The sequence below is a fragment of the Candidatus Sarcina troglodytae genome (genome assembly GCF_015708635.1).
Lineage (GTDB): Bacteria > Bacillota > Clostridia > Clostridiales > Clostridiaceae > Sarcina > Sarcina ventriculi.
In genome coordinates this window covers 1,601,851-1,624,050 of record NZ_CP051754.1, presented here as the reverse complement: position 1 = coordinate 1,624,050, position 22,200 = coordinate 1,601,851, and the positions used below count along the sequence as shown (strand labels likewise).

Annotated in this window: 24 protein-coding genes; 22 read left to right on the top strand and 2 right to left on the bottom strand. The window is 27.5% G+C overall.

Annotated features, from left to right (window positions below; all coding sequences use genetic code 11):
* Positions 1–88 precede the first annotated feature (88 nt).
* The 17 genes from nusB (at position 89) to scpB (ending at position 16,168) form a co-directional block, all read left to right on the top strand.
* Positions 89–493: a transcription antitermination factor NusB gene (gene nusB, locus HH195_RS07325; RefSeq protein WP_055257268.1), complete on the top strand. Its 405-nt coding sequence runs from the start codon at positions 89–91 to the stop codon at positions 491–493.
* A gap of 24 nt (positions 494–517) precedes the next feature.
* Complete coding sequence (locus HH195_RS07320; RefSeq protein WP_196370495.1) at positions 518–1,345, top strand: tetrahydrofolate dehydrogenase/cyclohydrolase catalytic domain-containing protein; 828 nt, start codon at positions 518–520, stop codon at positions 1,343–1,345.
* Between the two features lie 2 nt (positions 1,346–1,347).
* Positions 1,348–2,565 carry an exodeoxyribonuclease VII large subunit gene (xseA, locus tag HH195_RS07315; RefSeq protein WP_196370493.1) on the top strand — a complete coding sequence of 406 codons (1,218 nt, stop codon included), beginning with the start codon at positions 1,348–1,350 and terminating at the stop codon, positions 2,563–2,565.
* Complete coding sequence (locus HH195_RS07310; RefSeq protein ID WP_055257265.1) at positions 2,558–2,788, top strand: exodeoxyribonuclease VII small subunit; 231 nt, start codon at positions 2,558–2,560, stop codon at positions 2,786–2,788. The genes xseA and HH195_RS07310 overlap by 8 nt, the downstream gene beginning before the upstream one ends.
* The gene (locus HH195_RS07305; RefSeq protein ID WP_196370491.1) at positions 2,775–3,650 is read left to right on the top strand and encodes a polyprenyl synthetase family protein; all 876 of its coding nucleotides are present in this window, start codon (positions 2,775–2,777) and stop codon (positions 3,648–3,650) included. The genes HH195_RS07310 and HH195_RS07305 overlap by 14 nt, the downstream gene beginning before the upstream one ends.
* A gap of 20 nt (positions 3,651–3,670) precedes the next feature.
* Positions 3,671–5,533 carry a 1-deoxy-D-xylulose-5-phosphate synthase gene (dxs, locus tag HH195_RS07300; protein ID WP_196370489.1) on the top strand — a complete coding sequence of 621 codons (1,863 nt, stop codon included), beginning with the start codon at positions 3,671–3,673 and terminating at the stop codon, positions 5,531–5,533.
* Positions 5,534–5,542: 9 nt separating this feature from the next.
* On the top strand, positions 5,543–6,349 hold the full coding sequence (locus tag HH195_RS07295; protein WP_196370487.1) for a TlyA family RNA methyltransferase: 807 nt from the start codon (positions 5,543–5,545) through the stop codon (positions 6,347–6,349).
* A gap of 11 nt (positions 6,350–6,360) precedes the next feature.
* Entirely contained in the window at positions 6,361–7,209 is an 849-nt protein-coding gene (locus HH195_RS07290; RefSeq protein WP_055257261.1) for an NAD(+)/NADH kinase, read from the top strand.
* Between the two features lie 5 nt (positions 7,210–7,214).
* Positions 7,215–7,667 (top strand): arginine repressor, encoded by a 453-nt coding sequence (locus HH195_RS07285; protein WP_055257260.1) that lies wholly within the window; start codon positions 7,215–7,217, stop codon positions 7,665–7,667.
* A 22-nt stretch (positions 7,668–7,689) separates the two neighbouring features.
* Positions 7,690–9,393, top strand: a complete 1,704-nt coding sequence (gene recN, locus HH195_RS07280; protein WP_196370485.1) for a DNA repair protein RecN — start codon at positions 7,690–7,692, stop codon at positions 9,391–9,393.
* A gap of 189 nt (positions 9,394–9,582) precedes the next feature.
* Positions 9,583–10,704 (top strand): SpoIVB peptidase, encoded by a 1,122-nt coding sequence (spoIVB, locus tag HH195_RS07275; RefSeq protein ID WP_196370483.1) that lies wholly within the window; start codon positions 9,583–9,585, stop codon positions 10,702–10,704.
* 153 nt (positions 10,705–10,857) lie between these two features.
* Positions 10,858–11,676: a sporulation transcription factor Spo0A gene (gene spo0A, locus HH195_RS07270; protein WP_058992036.1), complete on the top strand. Its 819-nt coding sequence runs from the start codon at positions 10,858–10,860 to the stop codon at positions 11,674–11,676.
* Between the two features lie 196 nt (positions 11,677–11,872).
* On the top strand, positions 11,873–12,496 hold the full coding sequence (spoIIM, locus tag HH195_RS07265) for a stage II sporulation protein M (RefSeq protein ID WP_196370481.1): 624 nt from the start codon (positions 11,873–11,875) through the stop codon (positions 12,494–12,496).
* 49 nt (positions 12,497–12,545) lie between these two features.
* Complete coding sequence (locus HH195_RS07260; RefSeq protein WP_055257255.1) at positions 12,546–13,418, top strand: tyrosine-type recombinase/integrase; 873 nt, start codon at positions 12,546–12,548, stop codon at positions 13,416–13,418.
* Positions 13,419–13,603: 185 nt separating this feature from the next.
* Complete coding sequence (locus tag HH195_RS07255) at positions 13,604–14,752, top strand: D-alanyl-D-alanine carboxypeptidase family protein (protein ID WP_055257254.1); 1,149 nt, start codon at positions 13,604–13,606, stop codon at positions 14,750–14,752.
* 99 nt (positions 14,753–14,851) lie between these two features.
* Positions 14,852–15,589, top strand: coding sequence for a segregation/condensation protein A (locus HH195_RS07250; RefSeq protein WP_055257253.1), 738 nt, complete (start codon positions 14,852–14,854; stop codon positions 15,587–15,589).
* Between the two features lie 9 nt (positions 15,590–15,598).
* Positions 15,599–16,168 (top strand): SMC-Scp complex subunit ScpB, encoded by a 570-nt coding sequence (gene scpB, locus HH195_RS07245; RefSeq protein WP_196370479.1) that lies wholly within the window; start codon positions 15,599–15,601, stop codon positions 16,166–16,168.
* Here the strand turns inward: scpB and ytfJ are convergent.
* Entirely contained in the window at positions 16,165–16,557 is a 393-nt protein-coding gene (ytfJ, locus tag HH195_RS07240) for a GerW family sporulation protein (RefSeq protein WP_055257251.1), read from the bottom strand. The genes scpB and ytfJ overlap by 4 nt on opposite strands.
* 28 nt (positions 16,558–16,585) lie before the next feature.
* Entirely contained in the window at positions 16,586–17,083 is a 498-nt protein-coding gene (locus HH195_RS07235) for a DUF2953 domain-containing protein (protein WP_195925281.1), read from the bottom strand.
* Positions 17,084–17,268: 185 nt separating this feature from the next.
* Between HH195_RS07235 and HH195_RS07230 the strand changes: the two genes are divergently transcribed.
* The 5 genes from HH195_RS07230 to nifS all read left to right on the top strand — a co-directional run bounded on the left by HH195_RS07230 (position 17,269) and on the right by nifS (position 22,200).
* Entirely contained in the window at positions 17,269–18,039 is a 771-nt protein-coding gene (locus HH195_RS07230) for a D-alanyl-D-alanine carboxypeptidase family protein (RefSeq protein WP_371811689.1), read from the top strand.
* Positions 18,040–18,152: 113 nt separating this feature from the next.
* Entirely contained in the window at positions 18,153–19,142 is a 990-nt protein-coding gene (locus HH195_RS07225) for a sulfide/dihydroorotate dehydrogenase-like FAD/NAD-binding protein (protein ID WP_196370474.1), read from the top strand.
* Positions 19,139–20,416, top strand: a complete 1,278-nt coding sequence (locus tag HH195_RS07220; RefSeq protein WP_055257247.1) for an FAD-dependent oxidoreductase — start codon at positions 19,139–19,141, stop codon at positions 20,414–20,416. Before HH195_RS07225 ends, HH195_RS07220 begins: the two co-directional genes overlap by 4 nt.
* A gap of 155 nt (positions 20,417–20,571) precedes the next feature.
* Positions 20,572–20,991, top strand: a complete 420-nt coding sequence (locus HH195_RS07215) for an RrF2 family transcriptional regulator (protein ID WP_055257246.1) — start codon at positions 20,572–20,574, stop codon at positions 20,989–20,991.
* A 24-nt stretch (positions 20,992–21,015) separates the two neighbouring features.
* Positions 21,016–22,200: a cysteine desulfurase NifS gene (nifS, locus tag HH195_RS07210; protein WP_196370472.1), complete on the top strand. Its 1,185-nt coding sequence runs from the start codon at positions 21,016–21,018 to the stop codon at positions 22,198–22,200.

Here is a 22,200-nt window from a genome sequence, read left to right as displayed (position 1 = left end):
TTATGTTAATGTTATAATGCTATGATTAATAAAGTTTATTAAGATAATAATATAAACGAAGGAAAATAATTAGGAGGATAAATATATAATGAACAGAGCAAAATCAAGAGAGTACTTACTACAATTAGTTTATCAAATGGAGATTACAGGGGATACTCCTGAAGAAACTTTTAATGGTTTTATGGAAAATAATGAAGATAAAAAAGATAATTTAGATTTAGATTATATAAAATCAGCATTAGAAGGAATAAAATTAAATAAAGAAAACATAGACAGCAAAATATCTGCTCAATTAGTAAATTGGAAATTAAACAGAATATCTAAGGTTAATTTAGCGATACTTGAGGTTGCGGTTTATGAGATGTTATTTAAGGAAGATATACCAGAGAAAGTTTCTATAAATGAGGCGATAGAACTATGTAAAAAATACTCTGATGATAAATCAGTAGCATTTATAAATGGGGTATTAGACAAGGCATATAAAAATCTTTAGTTTTAATTAGGGGGATTGATTATTTTGGGAAATATAATAAATGGAAGAGAAATATCCAATAATATTAAGGATGAAATAAGGAAATATGTAAAAAATGGAAAATCTAAAGTTCCTAAAATAGTATCAATATTAGTTGGAAATGACGGAGGCTCTATCTATTATCAAAATTATCAAGAGAAATGTTCAAGAGATTTAGGTATTGATTTTGAAAAAATAATAGTAGATGAAACTACAGATGAAAAAAATTTAGAAGATATTGTTTTAAAACTAAATAATGATGATAATGTAGATGGAATAATGCTTCTTCTACCTCTTCCAAAGCACATAGATGAAAAAAGAATAACAAATTTAATAAGCTATAAAAAAGATTTAGATTGTTTATCTGATGTAAGCATAGGAAGATTTTATAAAGGAGAAAAATCATTTATTCCATGTACACCGTATAGTGTTATAACGCTTCTTAAAAGATCAAATGTAGAATTATTAGGAAAACATGTGGTTATAATAGGTAGAAGTAATATAGTAGGAAAACCGTTAATTCAAATGTTTTTAAATGAAAATTCAACAGTTACAGTATGTCATTCTAAAACTAATAATTTAAAAGAAATAACAAAATGTGCTGACATATTAGTAGTTGCTATAGGAAAACCTAAATTTATAGATGATAGCTATGTAAAAGAAGATGCAATTGTTATAGATGTTGGGACATCTAATGTAGATGGACAAATAACAGGAGATGTAGATTTTGACAAAGTGGTTTCTAAAGCATCTATGATAAGTAAAGTTCCAGGAGGAGTAGGCGCTTTAACTACGGTGTTATTATTTAAAAATCTATGTGAAGGATTGAAATAACTATGAAACTAAAAACACTTACTGTTACAGAGGTTAATGAATATTTAAAAAAAACTATAGATAATAATTTTATTTTAAACAATATACTTTTAAAGGGAGAAATTTCTAACTTTAAGCTTCATTCAAAAGGACATATATACTTTTCTTTAAAGGATAAGGAGAGCAAAATTAACTGCATCATGTTTAAAAGTGATGCAGTTAATTTAAATTTTATTCCTAAAGATGGTATGGATGTAGAGGTGAAGGGAAGAATTTCTATATATATTCAAGATGGAAGTCTAAAGTTATATTGCTCTTCTATGAGGGAGATTGGGGTAGGTGAACTTTTTGAAGAATTTAATGCTCTTAAGAAGGAATTAGAAAGAGAAAGAGTTTTTGATACTTTCTTTAAAAGAAAGATTCCTAAGTATCCTAAAAGAGTTGGAGTTGTAACATCACCTACAGGGGCTGCAATACGTGATATAATAACAATAATTAAAAGGAGAAGTAAAGGTATTGATATAGTTCTTTATCCATCATTAGTTCAAGGTGTTGATGCTCCTAAAACAATAATAGAGGGAATAAATTATTTCAATAAAAGAAATTCTGTAGATGTAATAATAATAGGAAGAGGTGGAGGCTCGATAGAGGAATTATGGGCTTTTAATGATAGAGACCTTGCCTATGAAATTTTCAATAGTAAAATTCCTATAATATCAGCTGTCGGTCATGAAACGAATTTTAGCATATCAGATTATGCAAGTGATTTAAGGGCAGCAACTCCAAGTGCAGCGGCAGAAATAGTTTCAGCAGGCATTGAGGAAATCAATATAAAATTAGATCATTATAGAAAAATTTTATACAAAAATATTACAGATGATATAAAATATAAAAAAGAGGCTTTAGATAGTTTAAATAAAATTTTAAAAAGTAATAATCCAGAAAAGTTGTTAAGCAATGAAAAAAGTATATTAGAACAATTAAATCATAGAATGAATACAAAAATTTATTCTTTGGTTGAAGAAAACAAAGAAAAAGTTAGCAAATTAAATCATATCCTTATGACGTTAAATCCATTAAACGTATTAAGTCGTGGGTATTCAATAATCTTAGATGAAGGTAATGATATATTAAATTCAATCGAAGAGTTAGAGAAAAAAGATAATATAACTATATTTATGAAAGATGGAAACATTAACATAGATATAAAAATAAAAGATAAGGAGAAGAGAAATGGCTAAGATAGAAAATAGTTATGAGTTTATGCTTAATAATTTAAATACTATAGTTGACGATTTAGAAAATGGTAATTTAACACTAGAAGAGGCTATAAATAAGTATGAAGAAGGAGTTAAACTTATAAATAAGTTATATAAAAAGTTGAATACTCTTGAAGGAAAGATTAAAATAGTTAGTAACGATATAGAAAAAGATGCTGGAGATGAACTAAATGGTTATAGATAGTTTGAAAAATTTAGTAGATAATAATCTAAAAAATTATTTCTTAAAAAAAGAGAAAACATATAATAATATTTTAAATGAAGCTATGTCTTATAGTTTAAATACTGGAGGGAAAAGAGTAAGAGCAATACTTTGCTTATTATCTTATAGCGTATATAAAAAAGACTATGAAAAGATTTTAAATGTAGCATTAGGCATTGAAATGATTCATACATATTCTTTAATCCATGATGATTTACCTTGTATGGATAATGATGATTTAAGAAGAGGAAAGCCTACAAATCATAAGGTTTATGGAGATGCTATTGCAACCCTAGCAGGAGATGCTCTTTTAAATGAAGCAATGAATATATTTTTCGATTTTAGTTTGAAAAATGGGGAGAATTCTTTGAGGGCGTGCAGTATTATATCAAAAGCATCTGGAGCGGATGGTATGATTGGTGGACAAGTAGTAGATATAATAAATGAAGGAAATAAAGATATATCTATAGATGAATTAAATTATATGCATACTAAAAAAACTGGAGAGCTAATAAGGGCAGCAGTGGTATCTGGAGCAATACTTGCAGGAGCTAATGAAGATGATATAAAAATTTTAAGTGACTATGGATATAAGCTTGGTTTAGCATTTCAAATAAAAGATGATATTTTAGATGTTACAAGTAGCACTGAAGTATTGGGTAAAAATGCCAAAAGTGATATAGAAAATGATAAGACAAATTACATATCTCTATTTGGAATAGAGAAATGTATAAATCTCTGTGAAAGTCTTACAAATGAATGTTTAAGTCTTTTAGAGAGCATAAATGGAGATACAAAGGCATTAAGTGAATTAACTAATTTGTTAGTTAAAAGAAAATATTAATTTAAAAAGGATTTGATATAATGGGAAATATTTTAGAGGGGATAACAAATCCTGAGAAGATACAAAAGCTTAATAACAATAAAATTGAAAAATTAGCTAAAGAGATTAGAGAATTCTTAATAGATAATGTATCTAAATCAGGGGGACATTTAGCATCAAATTTAGGTGTGGTAGAATTAACATTAGCCTTATTTAAAAATTTTAATTTTGAAGAGGATAGAATAATATGGGATGTTGGGCATCAAAGCTACGTATATAAAATGCTAACAGGAAGAAGACATAAATTTAGTACATTGAGGCAATTCAATGGTCTTAGTGGATTTCCTAAAAGAGAAGAGAGTAAATATGATTATTTTGATACAGGTCATAGTAGTACTTCATTGTCTGCAGCATCAGGTATGGCAAGAGCAAGAGATATTTTAGATAAGGATTATAATGTAGTTGCAGTTATTGGAGATGGAGCATTAACTGGTGGAATGGCTATAGAGGCATTAAACGATATTGGATATAATAAAAGTAAAATAATTATAATACTAAATGATAACCAAATGTCTATTTCAAAAAATGTTGGTGGAATGTCTGCATATCTTAGCAATGCAAGATTAAATCCTAAATATAATAAAATAAAATTTGAAATAAACTCAACACTAAATACAACAGATGTTGGAAAAAATATAGCTTCGTCTATAAATAAAATAAAAGGCAGTATAAAAAGATTAGTTGTTCCTAGTATGCTTTTTGAGGATATAGGAATAAAATATTTAGGTCCAATAGATGGACATAATGTAAAAGAGTTAAGCAAAGTAATAGCAAAGGCAAAAGCAGCAGAAGGACCAATAATGATACATGTAGTTACTAAAAAGGGTAAAGGATGTGCTTATGCTGAAAAAAATCCTAATAAATACCATGGAATAGGTCCTTTTAATCATGATAATGGAGAAGTTAAGGCTGTATCTGGTAGAACTTATTCTAAGGTATTTGGAGAAACGTTAATTTCTTTAGCAAAAAAAGATAGAGAAATCGTTGCAATAACAGCAGCTATGCCAGATGGAACAGGATTAAAGGAGTTTTCAAAAGAATTCCCTAAAAGGTTTTTTGATGTTGGAATAGCTGAAGAACATGGAATGACATTAGCAGCTGGTATGGCTGTTGAGGGATTAAAACCTTTTTTTGCTTTGTATTCAACATTTTTACAAAGATCTTATGATCAAGTTATTCATGATGTTTGCATACAAAATTTACCTGTTAAAATATGCATAGATAGAGCTGGGATTGTTGGTGAGGATGGAGAAACTCATCAAGGAATATTTGATATATCTTTTTTAAATACTATACCTAATATGACTATTATAGCTCCTAAGTGTATGGAAGAACTTCCTCTTATAATGAAGTGGTCACTGACGTATAATAGACCTCTTGCTATAAGATATCCAAGGGGTGGTGATATTAAAGAAGTAATTTTAGAACCATTAAAAACTATAGAGTATGGTAAATGGGAAAAAGTGAAAGATGGAAATAAAATAGCTGTGATTGCAACTGGGAAAATGGTTCAACATGCTGCAATTGCTTGTGAAAAAATTAAAAAAGAATTTAATTTAGATATAGAACTTATAAATGCAACGTTTATAAAACCTGTAGATAAAGATGTTATAAAGAAATTAGCTGAGGATAAAGAAGGTATCATAACAATAGAAGATAATACAATTATAGGAGGATTAGGTTCTATTATTTCTCAAGAACTTAATAATTTTAATTATAAGGGTAAGGTAATAAATCTTGGATATAAAGATAAATTTATTCCTCATGGAAAAGTAGATATTTTATATAAGCTAAACAAATTAGATTCAAATGGAATAAAGGAAAGTATAGTTAGTTTGTTATAAGGAGGACATATGTCAGATAAAAAAGAGAGATTAGATATATTATTAGTGGAACTTGGAATTGTGGAGTCAAGGGAGAGGGCTAAAACTTATATAATGGCTGGCAAGGTATTTGTGGATGGTCAAAGAGTTGATAAAGCTGGAGAAAAGATAGCAAGAACTGCTAATATAGATTTTAGAGGAGAAAAAATACCTTATGTTAGTAGGGGGGGATTAAAGCTTGAAAAGGCAATAAAATCATTCTCTATAGACTTAAATAATAAAATATGTATGGACATAGGTGCATCAACTGGAGGATTTACTGATTGTATGCTTCAAAATGGAGCTAAAAAGGTTTTTTCCATAGATGTTGGATATGGTCAATTTGCTTGGAAGCTTAGAGTTGATCCAAGAGTTGTGTGCATGGAAAGAACAAATATAAGATATGTAACATTAGATGATACAAAAGAGTTATGTAATTTTGCGTCAATAGATGTGTCATTTATATCATTAACTAAAGTTATACCACCTGCAATAAATCTTTTAGATGAACATGGGGAGATAATGGCACTTATAAAACCTCAATTTGAAGCTGGAAAGGATAAGGTGGGTAAAAAAGGTGTAGTTCGTGAAGCATCTACTCATAAAGAAGTCATTGAAAAAGTCGTAAATTTTGCGAAAGAAAATAAATTAGATATTTTAGGATTAGACTACTCCCCTATAAAAGGCCCTGAAGGGAATATAGAATATCTTATATATTTAAAGAAAACAAATAAGGAAATAAACTTCGATGCAACTAAAATAGATACTGTTGTAAATGCATCGCATAATTTACTATAGGATAACAAATTATGAATAATATAGGAATAATTATAAATAGAATAAAGGATGAAAATGGTATAATATTAAATCATGTAGAAACTTTAGTAGAAAAAATATTAAATCCTAAAAATATTACTATTATAGACCATTTTTTAGATGAGGCAAAACAAAAATATAAGAGTATTGATTTGCTTATAGTTTTAGGAGGAGATGGAACTCTATTAGGAGTTGCAAGAAGATTTTCTAAATTTATTGATGCACCTATTTTAGGTGTAAATATAGGAAATTTAGGTTTTTTATCTAGTATAGAGATTAATGAATTAGAAATAGCTTTAAAAGCGATAAAGAATAAGGAATATAAAGTAGAAAATAGAATGATGTTAGAGTGCTTTATAGATGGCTTAGAAGAAAAAGGGTTTAGATTTTTAAATGATGTGGTGCTAGCAAGAGGAACATTGTCTAGAATAGCAGAATATAGAGTTTATATAAATAATGATTTCTATACTTCATTTAAAGGAGATGGAATAATAGTTTCAACTCCTGTTGGATCTACAGCATATTCATTATCAGCAGGAGGACCATTAATAACTCCAGATTTAGAAATAATAGCGATAGTTCCTATATGTGCCCACACGCCAAGCACTAAACCTATAATAATAAGTGGAAGTAGTAATATATCTATAATTCCTTATTTTGATGATGAGGAAATATTTATAACAATAGATGGGCAAAAGTCATTTAAATTAGTGAAGGATAATATTGTAAATATAAAAAAGTGTAGTGATAGTTTTAAAGTAATAGTTTTTCAAAAAAATAATTATTTTAATATGTTAAGAAAAAAGATATTTAGAACAGCAAAAGAGAGAGAGGGAGAATAGATTTTATGAAGTCCAAAAGGCATTCTAAAATAATAGAAATAATAAATTCAAAAGCTATAGAAACTCAAGAGGAATTAGCAGAAGAATTAAAAAGCGCTGGATTTGAGGTAACTCAGGCTACAGTATCTAGAGATATAAAAACTTTAAGGCTTATAAAAATTCAAGGGTCAGATGGAAAGTATAGATATTCAATAATTAATCAAAACAAAAATGATATGTTAGAAAAGTTAAGTAGTATATTAATAAATACTGTTATTAGTGTTGAAAATATCGATAAGATAGTAGTTGTAAAGACAATATCAGGTTCGGCTTCAGCAGCTGCAGAAGCTATAGATAGATTAGAACTTGGTGAAATAGCAGGAACAATAGCAGGAGATAATACCATATTTATTCTTGTTAGAACTTTGGAAAAAGCACAAGAATTAGTTGAGCGAATATCTAAAATGTTAAATAATTAAGTTTTGTTATAGGGGGAAAAATATGCTTCTACAGTTATCTATTAAAAATTTTGCTTTAATAGAGGAAATTACTTTAGATTTAGATGAAGGTTTTACTATTTTAGCAGGAGAAACTGGAGCGGGAAAATCTATTTTAATAGACGCTATTAATTATGTTTTAGGAAGTAAATTTAATAAAGATTTAATAAGAACTGGTGAAGAAAAAACTTTTGTTGAGGCAATATGTTCTATTGAAGATAATAAGAGTCTTAAAGAGATTTTAGATTTTTATGATATAGAATATGATGATATTTTAATAATATCTAGAGAAAGTTTTAAAAATGGCAAGAGTGTTATAAGGGTTAATGGAAAAGCCATTATATTATCTAATCTTAGAAAAATAAGTGAAAAACTTATAGATATACATGGACAACACAGTAATCAAAATCTTTTAAATAAAGATAGGCACATAGAATATTTAGATTCTTTTGGAAAAATAAATTTAGAAAATGATTTTATAAAATATAAAGAAAGTTTTGTAGAATTTAAAGATATAAAAGATAAAATATTAAGCCTTAATAAAAATGAAAGTGATGAAAAGTTAGTTGATTATATAAAATACCAAATAGAAGAAATAGATAATGCTAGCTTAATTGCAGGAGAAGAAGAAAGGTTAATAGATAGATATAATATTTTATCTAATCATGAAAAAATAAGAAATTCTTTAGCTAGGAGTTACTCTTATTTGGATTCTTCAACTGGTGAATATTCTGTTTTAGACAGTTTAGATTTTGTAGTTAGAGAAATAAGTGCTATTGAAAAACATTCAGAAAAGGCTAAATTAATAAAGGAGAGAGTAAATAATACTTATTATGAACTTCAAGATTTAACAAAGGATATAAAGAGTTTACTAGATGAGTCTTACTATGATGAAAATGAATTAGATGAGATAAATAGTAGAATATACAAAATAGGTCTTTTGAAGAAAAAATATGGCTCTTCCATAGAAGAAATATTAAAATATAGAGAAAATTTGGATAAGCAGTATCAGGAGATTATAAATAGTGAGGAAATAATTAAAGAACTAAAAAATAAGCTTATAGTTATTGAAAAAAGACTGGATAAATATTCTAAGAACATACATGAGAAAAGAGTCATTTTAGGTAAAGCAATAGAAGAAAAAATAGAAAAAGAATTTAAGTATGTGGGGCTTGGAAAGTGTACATTTAAAATATCTATTGAATATGATGATAGCTTTAATTTAAAAGGAAAAGATAAAGTTCAGTTTATGATTTCTACAAATTTAGGAGAACCAATAAAACCTATGGAGAAAATAGTCTCTGGTGGTGAATTATCTAGAATAATGTTGTCGTTAAAAAGTGTATTTATAGATAAAGATAATACACCAACTATAATCTTTGATGAAATAGACACAGGAATTAGTGGAAGGATAGCACAATGTGTAGCTGAAAAGATGTATGAAATATCAAATAAACATCAAGTGCTTTGCATAACTCATTTACCTCAAATTGCTAGTATGTCAGATAATCATTATATGGTCAAAAAATATATAGAAAATGAAAAAACTTTTACTAAAATAGAAAAAATAAATGAAGAGAAAAAGATAGAAGAAATAGCAATAATGTTAGGAGGGGTAAAACTTACAGAAAATACTTTAACAAATGCTAGAGAAATTATAGAGCTTGCTAATAAAAAAAAGAATATTATTATGAAAAATAATACATAATATATATTAAATCTATACAAAATAGAACTGGTAGCAGTTCTTTTTTTATTTTCAATAATTAAATTACAAAAAGTTGAATTTAAAATATATTTATATATTTTTTAAATAAATTTACCTTTAGTAGAAATCTTATTATAGAATAAGTTAAAAAATAGTGGGGAAAGTTAATGTCAGAAAGGGAGGGTGTAAATGAAAAATGAGTTTAGTAAAAAAAGATTAAAAATAGTATCTTTAGTTATTATTACTTTAATTTTAGTTTTATCATCCTTTTGTACATTACAAACAGAAATTTCTAACTTATTTTATAGTAATGTCAATAAGGAAGTTGGGCTTAAAATTTCTCAAAGTAATGAATCTAATAATGTAATAGAGCTTTATGCTGGAGGAACACCCGTGGGGGTTAAAATATCTACAAATGGTGTTTTAGTGGTTGGATATTCTGATATAGCAGATAATAATAAAAACGTTGAGAGCCCAGGAAAAGAATCGGGTATACAGCTTGGAGATATTCTTTTAGAAGTTGACTCTCAAAAGATAGAGAATTCTAAGGATTTATCTAAAAAAATAAATAGTCTTAAAAAGGATAAAATTGAAATTCTAATTAATAGAAATGGAACTGAAATAAAAAAAGTAGTTAACTTATTTAAATCAGAAAATAATATATATAAATTAGGATTATGGGTCAGAGATTCTACAGCAGGAGTTGGAACTTTAACATTTTATCATAAAGATACTAATACATATGGTGCATTAGGTCATCCAATAACAGATAATGAAACAGAAAAAATATTAAGTGTGAAAAATGGAGAACTTATAGAATCATCTATAATAAGTGTAAAAAAAGGGCAACGAGGAACTCCAGGAGAATTAAAAGGAGTTTTTGTAAATACTGATAGCCCATTTGGAAATGTTGTAGCTAATACTCAATGTGGAATATTTGGGAATATTATAGATAATAATAGTGTAATTAATTCTAATAATTTGTATAAGGTTGGTTATAAAGATGAAGTGAAATTAGGAAAAGCTCAAATAATAAGTACAATTGATGAAAATGGTCCTAAATTTTATGATATAGAAATAGTAAAAATAATAAATCAAACATCTTCATCATCTAAGAGTATGGTGATTAAAGTAACAGATCAAAATCTTTTAGAAAAAACAGGTGGTATAGTTCAAGGAATGAGTGGAAGCCCTATTATACAGAATAATAAAATTATAGGTGCTATAACGCATGTTTTAGTCAATAAACCTGATACTGGATATGGTATATATATAGAATGGATGTTACAAGATGCTAATATAATAAAATAAGTGTGAATAAGAAAATTTTATGTTATAATAAGTATTAAGAGATTATAAATTTCTTAATATTTTTTATGAAATTTATAAAATAAGAAGGAATCTTAATTGTTTTGTCGAATAAATAATTAATGGAAATATATGGTAAAATAAGGAGAGAAATTTATGAAGGATTCAAAAATATCAGTATTAATAGCAGATGATAATAAAGAATTTTGTAACATATTAAATGATTATCTTTTAAATCAAAGGGATATAGTAGTTACAGGAATAGCTAAAGATGGATTAGAAGCTCTTCAATTAATTGAGGAAAAAAAACCAGATTTAGTAGTTTTGGATATAATAATGCCACATTTAGATGGATTAGGAGTTTTAGAGAGATTACATGCTAAAAATGGTGATAATACTCCAAGAATAATAGTGTTATCAGCGGTAGGGCAAGATAAAATAACACAAAGAGCCATAACACTTGGAGCAGATTATTATGTAGTTAAGCCTTTTGATATGGATGTGTTTACAAAGAGAATAAGACAAATGTTTAATAATACAATATCTGAAGAAACTTCTACAAATAAGACTATATCTTTAGTTGAAGTTCCAGAAATTAGGGTGGAATCTAAAAAGGAACCTATGGATTTAGAAACAGAGATAACGAGTATAATACATGAAATAGGTGTACCGGCTCACATCAAAGGATATATGTATTTAAGAGAAGCAATAACCATGGTCGTTAATGATATGGAACTTTTATCTGCTATAACAAAAGAATTATATCCATCAATAGCTAAAAAATATAATACTACTGCAAGTAGAGTTGAAAGGGCAATAAGACATGCAATAGAGGTTGCGTGGGGCAGAGGTCAAGTTGAAGCTATAAATAAGCTTTTTGGGTATACTATTCAAAACAGCAAAGGAAAACCAACAAATTCAGAATTTATTGCTATGGTTGCAGATAAATTAAGATTGAAGAATAAAGTAAGCTAGTATTTATTTTTTATTTTTAAATGAAGAGGGAATATTATTTGAGATTGTAAATTATTATATATTTTTAAATGAAAAACACTTTATAGTTTTAATATAAGCTATGAGTGTTTTTTATTTTTATATAAAATGTGGTCATAAATTTATTATGTAAAGCATAAATTATACTAGAGTTATAAATATTAAGGAGGAGGAATTTTTGAAAAAACTTATAAATTCGGTTTATGAAGTAATTGATGATAGTAAAATAATTTTTTTATGGGTATTATTATTTCTTCTTATAGGAATAGTATTAGGTTCTTGTACAGTTTATTATATGAGTGATTTTAATAAAGTTGAAATTGGAACTTATTTTAGTGAGTTTTTATCTTTTTTAGGGACTAACAAGATAAGTTATTTACAGGTATTACTTAGAAGTATTTTCAATATTGCTCCTATAGTTTTGATAATAGTTTTATTAGGTTTTACTTTAATAGGATGTCCTGTAATACTCTTTATAGATCTTGTAAAAGGATATATATTAGGATTTACATTTGCATTATTAGCTAGTATTTTGGGTGGGAAAGGAATAATTCTGTTGGCTTTAGGAATTGTGATTCAACAGATAATATTTATACCGTGCATCATAATATTAAGTACAGTAGCCGTTAAAAATTCTATAATAAAAATTAAGGAAGGAATAGGAAAAGAAAGATTAAAAAATAGCAGAATAAATAAAAATTACATGAAAGTTCAAAGTATATTGAGTGTGATTTTAATTATAGGAATATTTATAGAAACATATATATCTCCAAACTTAATAAAATTAGTAATTACTAAGTAATTTTTGTAATATAAATAATTATGTAATAACATTTTGGTTAGGAGTTAATATGAGGGACCGAGTAAAGAAATATGAGACATATTTAGAATCAATAGGAAAGAGAAAAAACACTGTAAGTGCGTATATAACAGATGTTTCTATGTATTTAGATTTTGTTGAAGATAACGGATTTCAAGTTAGCGAAGATGGATATCCACTATTAAATTATATAGATGTTTTAAAGGAAAAAGGTAAATCACCGTCTTCAATACAAAGAACAGTAATATCTCTTAGGAATTTTTATAATTTTTTAGTAGCTGAAGAAGTAATAAAGAGAGTCCCAGAAATATCTATAAGAAAAGAGAAGATTGAAAAAAAGAAACCCTTAGTTTTAACTATTGAAGAAGTAAATAAAATAATGAGCAGTACTAATATGGGGACAGAAAAAGGAATAAGAGATAAAGCATTATTGGAGCTTATGTATGCAACTGGTATGAAAGTTTCTGAGCTTATCTCATTAAATTTAGATGATGCCAATTTGGATTTATCTTTTGTAAGATGTAGGGATAATAGAGGGTATGAAAGACTTATTCCTATAGGTAAAGAAGCTAGGGAAGCTATAAAAAGATATATTGTGGTTAGAGAAGAAAATTCTAAGGGTAGTGATAAGTTATTTTTAAATATGAGTGGGGAGCCTATAACAAGACAGGGGGTTTGGAGAATAGTAAAGGAATATTCATCCATTGCGAATATAGATAAGGATATAAATTTAAATACATTTAGACATTCTTTTGCTGTGCATTTACTTCAAAATGGAGCAAACGCGAAAGTTGTACAAGAACTTTTGGGTAATCAAGTTATGACTTATATAGATATGTACTATGAAATAATAAATAATGAAAAAATAAATAATATCTATAAAAAAGCTCATCCGAGGGCTTAATTTCTGAGGATTATCTTAATTTAAAAGGCTTTTTGTCTTTTAATAAAGATAGTCCTTTATGTTTTTATTTGTAAATATAGTTTTAAATATACATTAATATGTTTTATTACTAATTAATATAGGCCTTTTTTTTAAATAAATTATAATTCTTTAGGAAAAAATAATTTAAAAAGGAGGTAAAATATATGAAAAAAATTATAATTAAATTTTCAGCTATTTTAGCACTAATAATATTTTTAACTGGTGGAGTTAATGTTTTTGCAGATACTAACGAAAATATAGAAGTGGAAGCAAGATCTGCTATATTAATGGAGGTAAGTACTGGGAAAATAATATATGAAAAGAATTCTAATGAAAAATTTGCTCCAGCTTCTGTGACAAAAGTAATGACAATGCTTTTAACCATGGAACATATCGATTCAGGAAAGATAAAATTTGATGATAAGGTTACAGTAAGTGAAAATGCAAAAAAAATGGGTGGAAGTAGTATGCTTTTGGATACTGGTGAGGTAAGAACTGTAGAAGACCTTATAAAAGGAATTGGTATAGCGTCAGGTAATGATGCGGCAGTTGCTATGGCAGAATATTTAGGCGGTAGTGAAAGTAATTTTGTTGATATGATGAATGATAGAGCGAAAGAACTTGGAATGGTAAATACAACATTTAAAAACTGTACTGGTCTTCCAGTTGATGGACATATATCAACAGCATATGATATATCAATAATGTCTAGAGAGCTTTTAAAACATCCTGATATCTTAAAGTATACAAGTACATATATGGAAACAATATCAGAAGGAAGAAAAACACCTATAGAACTTGTAAATCATAATAAGTTAGTAAGGTTTTTCCAAGGATGTGATGGGCTTAAAACTGGATTTACTAATGAAGCAAAATATTGTATATCAGCTACTGCTGTGAAAGATGGTGTTAGAGTATTATCAGTTATAATGGGTGCTCCTACATATAAAATAAGAAATAGAGATGCAAGTATGCTTATGAATTATGGCTTTTCTAAATTTGAAAGCAAGAAACTTTGTGAGAAAGATTCAGATATAAAGCAAATCCCTATGAATAAAAAAGGAGATAAATTTATAATAGCAAAAGCTAAAGAAAATCTTGTTGTAACTTGTCCTAAAGGTGATGGAGATAAGATAGAGAGTAAAATAGTTTTAGATGAGAGTAAAACGAAATTTAAAGAAGGCGAAAATGTTGGATTTTGTGAGTATTACCTAGATGGTGAACTTATCGGAGTTGTTGAGCTTTATTCAGATAGAGATATGAAAAAAGGAAATATTATAGACAATATAAAAGGAATATTTACAAAAGAATAAAAATTAAAATAAAAAGGCAATGAGAAGTTTAATTCATTGCTTTTTTATTTTATAATTAAGTTATAATTTTTGATAGAATTACAGGAGACAAATAATTTTATGGATATGCCAATTATAAAAATACAAAATTTTGATGGTCCTTTTGATCTCTTGCTTCATTTAATAAAAAAGAATAAAATGAGCATTAATGATATAAAAATTTATGATATAACTAAACAATATTTAGATTATATAAAACTTATGAAAGAATTAGATTTAGAAGTTACATCTGAATTTGTGGTAATAGCAGCAACACTTATAGAGATAAAATCTAAGTCTCTTTTACCTAAACTAAAGGTGGAAGATGATGAGAAAAGTGAAGAAGATTTAATGGCAGAACTTAAAGACAAGCTTATGGAATATAAAATTTTTAAGAAGATTTCATTATTTTTAAAAGAAAAGGAAGGACAGCAAGGAGAGATATTCACTAAAAAGCCTGAAATAATAGATGATACAAGTATAGAATTTAATGAAAATTATTTAGCTAATATATCAATGATTAATCTTTATGATATTTATAATAATCTCATTAAAAAATTTAATGAAAAGCAAAATTTAGATATGATAGAAAGACAGGTTAGTGTAGATAAATATAAAATAGAAGATAAGATAGAAGAATTGAAATTAGTAATTGAAGAAAAGAAAGTAATAAAATTTTCAAGCATAAGTGATAAATGTACATGTAAATTAGAGATAGTAGTAACTTTTTTAGCACTTTTAGAACTTATAAAGGATAGCTTTGTTAAGGTATTACAGTATGATAATTTAGGTGAAATAATTATAGAAAAAGATTGGTAAGGAGTAAGAATGGATATAAATCAAGTTGAATTTGAAGAAGTTTCAAGAAAAAATGCAGTTATATCTGCAATAGAATCATTGTTATTTGCAGCAGGAGAACCTCTATCTGCTAAAGATATTTCCAAAATTCTTTACGATGATTTAGATTTTATAAAAGATGTTTTAGGGGAAATGATAGATAGATATGATAAAACAGCTTCAAGAGGAATAAAACTAATAATGTTAAATGATATGTATCAACTAGTTACAAAGCCTTGTAATGGGGAATATGTTCAAAAGTTATTAAAAAAAAATGTTAGACAATCATTATCTCAAGCTTCTTTAGAAAGTTTAGCTATAGTTGCATATAAACAACCTATAACACGAGTTGAAATAGATGAGATACGAGGTGTTAAAAGTGAAAGTGCTCTTCAAAGATTAATAGAACGAGGACTTATAGAAGAAGTTGGGAGAATGGATGTAATAGGAAGACCAATATTGTATGGAACAACTAATGAATTTTTAAGATATTTTGCATTAAATGATTTAGATGATTTACCATCTGTGGGGTTATTTAACGAAGAAGAGGGAGAGAGTTAATCTTCTTTCTCTTCTTTATTTTTTTTTCCTAAAGATTTAATCATTTCTAAAACTTGAGGAATAGCTTCTACTATTTTGTCAGAAGAATTTACTTGATCAACTGGGATAAGTTTTATTGAGTTCCCATTTACAACTAAAAAAGCTACTGGTTTAACAGTTACTCCAGCTCCTGAACCTCCTCCAAAGGGATAATTTTCTTTTGATATATTTTTATTATTTATATCAGCTCCACCAGTTGCAAAACCAAAGGAAACTTTTGATATGGGTATAATAGACTTACCGTCAGCAGTTTCCATAGCATCTCCTACGACTGTACTAACATCTATCATATTTCTTATATTTTCCATTGTGGTTTTCATAAGATTTTCTATAGGGTGATTATTTTCCATTAAAAACCTCCTAAATTAAATAAAGTTGTTATATATTTTTTTTGAAAAAATATAAAAATATTATATATATAATGTTTGCAATACTTAAGTAAATTATACCTTTTATACTAAATAATATAGAAGTATGTTCATTAAATAAAGGCGATATATTATAATTTTTCTTTTTAACATTAAATATAGTAATTAATTCAAGATAAATACTTTCTAAAATACCATAAATAACACCATATGATACAGCTGTAAGAGCAGCATCGCTTAAAGAATATTGCATATTTATTGATAAATTTAGCAATGGTTTAAATTTGTTTGCCTGTAAAGAACTTAATATAGATTTAAAGTCAATCTTTATCTTATTATTAGATTTTTTTTTAATCTTAGTCTTCTTTAGTGAATTATTTTTAAGTGGAATTTTAAATTTTTTATATAAATAAACTTTAAATTGCTTATCGTAACTCGCTTCAAAAACTATGGGCAACGGTAAAAATAAAATAATTAATACCATAATAAATAAAAAAATAATATTCATAAAAAATTCTCCTAACTCTTATACAACTAATTATCCCCAATATATCAAAAAAATAATCAAAAAATTGATGATAAATTTAAAATTTTAGGAAAAAACTATATAAGTGGGATATTTAAAGTTGTATTAAGGAGAAGTTTATGAGAAAAATATGTGAAAAAATTGCAATTATATTATCTTTATTATTAATGCTATATAGTCCTATACAGGTTTTTGGATTATCTAAAGATAAAGACATAGCTAGAGAAGCACATTATGCAATAGCTTTTGATACAGAATCTAGAGAAATTTTATATGAAAAAAAAGCATTTGATAATGTTCCTATGGCAAGTACTACTAAAATTCTTACAGCGATTTTAGCTATAAATTATGGTAACTTAGATGATACTGTTATTATATCTAAAAATGCAGCATCTATTAGAGGTTCTAAAGTTGGTTATAAAGCTGGAGAAGAAATAAAACTTAAAGAACTACTTTTTGGTCTTATGTATAAGTCAGGAAATGATGCAGCTATTGCTATAGCAGAACATATAGGGGGATCAATTTCAGAGTTTTGCGTAATGATGAATGATTTAGCTAGAACTATGGGACTTATAGATTCAAATTTTGAATCACCTCATGGATTAGATAGTCAAAATCATTATTCATCAGCATATGATTTAGCCTTATTAATGGCAAAAGCTATGGAAAACGATACATTTAAAGAAATAGCTGGAACTAAAACTACCTTAAAAGAAAAATATGGATTTACAAGAGATTATAACAATATAAATAAAATTCTTTGGATGATTCCAGAGGCTAATGGTGGAAAGACAGGAACTACAGGGCAAGCAGGAAAATGTTTAGTAACATCTGTTAATCATAATGGAAGAAATATAATAATAGTTGTTTTAAATTGTCCTGAAAGATGGAAAGTAACAGAAAATATATACAATTATATAAAAGAAAATTATAAATAAATTTTTCAGACTACTTTAAAATTAAAGTATTTTAAAGTAGTCTTTATTTTTGTAACAAATTTAAAAAAAATAAATATTTTAATAGTAAGATGTTTTTTAGGGGGAAAAATTACATGAAATATGAAATGATTGATTGTATTGATGCAGGAAGTGAATTTTGCCCTTGCCATTTAGCAGAGGAAGGGGAATGTATACTCTGTTCACAATTAAATGGAAGATGTTTTTGTGATTGTAGAAATTGGAAGGGTGTATGTATATATCAAGAGTTTAAAAACAATGGCAATAAAGCAAAAGAAGGGAGAAAAACATTTGATTGTGAAATCGTAGAACTTAATTTTTTAGAAGATGAACTTGTATGTTTAAAAGTGAAAGCAAATCATAAGTTATGTTTGGACTTATCAGTTCCAGGAAGCTTTATATTTATAAAAACAAAAGATAATCCATATTTTGATATTCCTATTTCGATAATGGAATCGAATTGTGATGAAAATACATTAATGATGATGGTAGAAATAAGAGGAATAAAAACGAAAAGACTTTTAAATTTATCATTAGGTGAACATATAGGAATTAGAGGACCATATTTTAATGGGGTTTTTGGAATAAAAACAATAAATAGTATATTTGATAAAAATATTTTGGTTCTTGTAAGGGGAATAGGTGAGGCACCAGCTCTTCCAGTTATAAAAAAGCTTTTACTTCAAAATAATAAAATAAATTTAGTTTTAGATAAATCTCCATTTAAAAATAGTTATATAAAGAATTATTTAGATACTAATCAAATAAATATTGAAGAGGCTAATATAATTGATAAAGGAAATCTTTCTGAGGAAGTAAAGAAAATAATAAATTTAGCTATAGATAATCATATTAGTTTAATTCATTGTGCTGGAGCTGATATATTAACTTATAATGTTATAAATTATTTAGATGATTTAAATCGAGAAGATATTAATATATCTTGTTGTAATAATTCTAAAATGTGTTGTGGGGAAGGTGTTTGTGGAAGTTGTACAGCTAGATTTGCAGGACATAAAGTAAAGAGGCTTTGCAAAGTTCAAACAGATCCTAGAAATATTTTTAAGGAGAGGAGATTTATATGAAGGTTTTGGTAATTGGTGGTGGATGGTCTGGTATAGCAGCTGCAATACAAGCTAAAAAAAGTGGTGCAGAAGTAGAATTGTTTGAAAAAACTGATATGCTTTTAGGACTTGGAAATGTTGGTGGCATTATGAGAAATAACGGAAGATATACTGCATCAGAAGAACTTATAGCTATGGGTGCTGGTGATTTAATAAATATAACAGATAAATTAAGCAGGCATAAAAATATAAATTTTCCAGGTCATGAGCATGCTTGGCTTTATGATGTCAATAAAATAGAGGGGGAAGTAACAAGGTATGTTGAAAATTTAGGGATTCGAGTGCATTTTATATCTAGAGTTATAGATGTAAAAAAAGAAGATAATAAAATACTTGGTATATATACAGCAGATGGTACATTTTATTCTGGAGATGTATTTGTAGAAACAACAGGATCTACAGGCCCTATGGGAAACTGTCTAAGGTATGGAAATGGTTGTTCAATGTGTGTTTTAAGATGTCCATCTTTTGGTCCTAGAATAAGTATCAGTGCAAGGTGTGGAGTTTCAGACATACAAGGAGAAAGAAAAGATAATGAACTTGGAGCGTTTAGTGGTTCTTGTAAGTTAGCTAAAGAGAGTTTATCTGATGAAATAGTAAATGAATTGAATGAAAAAGGAGTTGTTGTTGTTAAAATACCAGAGCAGGATGTTAACTATGGAAAGTTATCTACTAAAGTATGTCAGCAGTATGCTTTAAAAGAATTTGCGGAAAATATAATTCTTTTAGATACAGGTCATGCAAAACTTATGACAACTTATTATCCGTTAAAAAAACTTAGAAAAATAAAAGGATTTGAAAATGCTAAATATGTAGATCCATATGCTGGTGGTAAAGGAAATTCAATAAGATATTTATCTGTTGCGCCTAGGGATAATGATATGCGAGTTTGTGGAATAACTAACCTTTTTTGTGCAGGAGAGAAATCAGGGCTTTTTGTAGGACATACAGAGGCGATAGTAACTGGTACTTTAGCTGGATATAATGCTGTTAGATATGGATTAGGTATGCCAGGATTGGTATTACCTAGAAGTATAGCTATTGGTGATATGATATCTTTTGCAAATGAAAAGACAGAATCAAGAGAAGGGCGTATGACAAGATATACCTTTGCAGGGTCAGTTTACTTTAATAGAATGAAAGAACAAGGGTTATATAGTATTAAAAAAGATGAAATAGAAAAAAGAGTCAAACAGCTTAATTTAGATAATATATTTCAAAAAAAATTGGTATAATATAAGGGATTGCCTAAAAAGTGGGCAGTCCCTTAATTAATATTGATATAAAAAATATAAAAATTATATAAAAGCATTGTTGACAAAGTTAGTCGGATTTGATATTATTATTGCATAAAGTATATTAATTTAGTCAACTTTAAGGGGTGATTTTTATGAAGCTATCTACTAAAGGAAGATATGGTGTAAAAGCCATGGTAGATTTAGCAATACATTACGGAGAGTCACCAATTTCAATAAAATCAATTTCTCAAAGACAGGGGATATCAGAATATTATTTAGAACAGTTATTTAGTGCACTTAGAAAAGCAAAATTAATAAAAAGTATTAGAGGTGCACAAGGTGGATATGTATTAAATAAATTGCCTGAGGAAATAACAGTTGCTGATATCATGGAAGTTTTAGAAGGTCCTATCGAGATTTCCGATTGTGTTGAAGGGACTACATGTAATAATGGCAATTGTTGTGCAACAAGGCTTGTATGGCAAAAGATAAAAACTAGTATAGAAGATGTTACAACATCAGTAACACTTAAAGATATAGTAAATGATTATAATGAAATAAATAATAAGTAATAATGAAAATATAGGAGTAGAAAAATGGAAAATACAGTATATTTAGATTATGCGGCAACAACTTATGTAAGACCAGAAGTGTTGGAAGAAATGTTACCATACTTTACACAAAAGTTTGGAAATCCATCATCATTCTATTCAATATCAAGAGAAAATAGAATGGCTATAGATAAAGCTAGAGCGCAAGTGGCTAAAGCATTAAATTGTGATGTTAATGAGGTTTATTTTACAGGTGGTGGCTCAGAAGCAGATAACTGGGCAATAAAGGGAATAGCATCAGCTCATAAAAATAAAGGAAACCATATAATAACAACTAAAATAGAGCATCATGCTGTCTTACACACATGCCAATATTTAGAAAAACATGGTTTTGAAGTTACATATCTTGATGTTGATGATAAAGGGCTTGTAAATTTAGAAGAATTAAAAAATGCAATAACTGATAAGACTATATTAGTTTCAATAATGTTTGCAAATAATGAAATAGGAACAATAGAGCCTATAAAACAAATAGGTGAAATATGTAGAGAAAGAAAGATATTTTTCCATACTGATGCAGTGCAAGCAGTGGGAAATGTAGCTATTGATGTTAAAGATATGAATATAGATTTACTTTCTTTAGCTGGTCATAAAATATATGGACCTAAAGGAGTAGGTGTTTTATATATAAGAAAAGGAATAAAAATAGACAATTTAATTCATGGTGGTAGTCAAGAAAGAAATAGAAGAGCAGGAACAGAAAATATACCAGGTGTAGTTGGGCTTGGTAAAGCTATAGAACTTGCGACTGATAATCTTGAAGAACATAGAAATAAAATGATAGCTTTAAGAGATAGACTTATAGAGGGGCTATTAAAGGTTCCATACACTAGATTAAATGGTGCTGAAGGAGATAAGAGATTACCAGGTAATGTTAATGTATGTTTCGAATTTGTAGAAGGAGAATCAATTCTCTTATCACTTGATTTTAAGGGAATATGTGCATCTAGTGGAAGTGCCTGCACATCTGGTTCATTAGACCCATCACATGTACTTTTAGCTATAGGGTTACCTCATGAAATAGCTCATGGATCATTAAGATTAACACTTGGTGAAGGATCAAAAGAAGAGGATGTAGATTATATTTTAGAGGTTATACCTCCTATTATAGAAAGATTAAGAAATATGTCCCCATTATGGGAAGATCATTTAAAGAAGGGAGAAAAATAA